The 2152-nt window shown below is 59.8% G+C and carries 1 protein-coding gene; it reads right to left on the reverse strand.

The window, feature by feature from the left end:
- Window positions 1-1790: DNA gyrase subunit A (gene gyrA / locus ACRESJ_RS34835; RefSeq protein ID WP_431761942.1), on the reverse strand; the 1790-nt coding region annotated here is incomplete at its 3' end.
- Between the last annotated feature and the right edge of the window lie 362 nt (window positions 1791-2152).

Below are 2152 nucleotides of genomic sequence, written 5' to 3' on the forward strand. Positions count from 1 at the left end.
TTGCTGGAGAACAGCAGCAGCGTGGTGTGGCTGTTGGCAACCAGCAGGTGAGCGATGTAGTCCTCATCCTTGACGCCGGTCGCCGACTTGCCTTTACCGCCACGACGCTGGGCCTGGTACGCAGCCAACGGCTGGGTCTTGGCATAGCCACCGTGGGAAATGGTCACGACGCGCTCTTCTTCCGGGATCATGTCACCCAGGGTCAGGTCGAGACGGGCATCGAGGATCTCGGTGCGACGCACATCGCCGTATTCGGCACGGATCACTTCCAGCTCTTCGCGGATCACTTCCATCAGGCGCGTGGCGCTGTTGAGGATGCGGATCAGCTCGCCGATCTGGTTGAGGATCTCTTGATACTCGGCCAGCAGCTTTTCGTGCTCCAGGCCGGTCAGACGGTGCAGACGCAGTTCCAGGATGGCTTGTGCCTGCTCCGGCGACAGGAAGTACTTGCCGTCGCGCAGACCGTATTGCGGATCGAGGTTCTCCGGACGGCAGGAATCAGCACCGGCACGTTCAACCATCGCCACTACAGCCGAAGACTCCCAAGGCGTGCTGACCAGCGCTTCCTTGGCTTCCGACGGCGTTGGCGAGGCCTTGATCAGGGCGATGACCGGGTCGATGTTCGACAGGGCAACTGCCTGGCCTTCCAGAATGTGCCCGCGTTCGCGCGCCTTGCGCAGTTCGAACACGGTACGGCGGGTAACGACTTCGCGACGATGACGAACGAACGCTTCCAGCAGGTCCTTGAGGTTCAGGATCCGTGGACGGCCGTCGATCAGCGCAACGATGTTGATACCGAACACCGCTTGCAGCTGGGTCTGGGCGTAGAGGTTGTTGAGGATGACCTCAGGCACTTCGCCGCGACGCAACTCGATCACGACGCGCATACCGTCCTTGTCGGACTCGTCGCGCAGTTCGGTGATGCCTTCGAGCTTCTTCTCTTTAACCAGCTCGGCGATCTTCTCGATCAGACGGGCCTTGTTGAGCTGGTATGGGAGTTCGGTGATGACGATCTGCTGACGACCACCGACCTTGTCGATGTCCTCGATGGTCGAGCGGGCGCGCATGTAAATGCGGCCGCGACCTGTGCGGTAGGCTTCGATGATGCCGGCACGACCGTTGATGATCGCGGCAGTCGGGAAGTCCGGACCGGGAATGTATTGCATCAGCTCGTCGACGGTCAGCTCAGGATTGTCGATGAGCGCCAGGCAACCATCGATGACTTCACCGAGGTTGTGTGGCGGAATGTTGGTCGCCATGCCCACGGCGATACCGCTGGAGCCGTTGACCAGCAGGTTGGGAACGCGGGTCGGCATGACCGCCGGGATCAGTTCGGTGCCGTCGTAGTTCGGCACCCAGTCCACGGTTTCTTTATGCAGGTCAGCCAGCAGCTCGTGCGCCAGCTTGGTCATGCGCACTTCGGTGTATCGCATGGCCGCAGCGTTGTCGCCGTCCACGGAACCGAAGTTGCCCTGGCCGTCTACCAGCAGGTAACGCAGGGAGAATGGCTGCGCCATCCGAACGATGGTGTCGTACACCGCGGTATCACCGTGCGGGTGATACTTACCGATCACGTCACCGACAACACGGGCAGATTTCTTGTACGGCTTGTTGAAGTCGTTGCCCAGCTCGCTCATCGCGAACAGCACACGCCGGTGCACGGGCTTCAAGCCATCGCGCGCATCCGGCAGTGCCCGCCCGACAATTACGCTCATCGCGTAGTCGAGATAGGACTGCTTCAGCTCGTCTTCGATATTGACCGGGAGGATTTCTTTGGCCAGTTCGCCCATGAGAAGCCTGATTCCTTTTTTTGGTGAAACTTCGTCAGGACCAACGAAGCTCGTCGCTGCAGGCTGAGTGCCATGCATCGACTTACGACAAATCAACGAGTTATGCCATGGATCTGCGCAGTAAAGGTCACCCCGCGGGGCAACCGTGGAAACCGCCGGATGTTATCACAAGAGCCGCCACGCACCTATCCCCTAGATGCGCATGGAGAGTAGTTAGTTGACCGGTGACAGGCTTGAGGGGGATCTGAGGGGCTTAGAGCTGAGTTGAATGGAGATTTGGCGACCGATTCGAACTTATTTGTTGGCTTTCAGGGCCCCTTCGCGGGCAAGCCCGCTCCCACAGGTATTGCGGTGTACACAAA

It is taken from the genome of Pseudomonas sp. (genome assembly GCF_050739655.1).
Taxonomy (GTDB): domain Bacteria; phylum Pseudomonadota; class Gammaproteobacteria; order Pseudomonadales; family Pseudomonadaceae; genus Aquipseudomonas.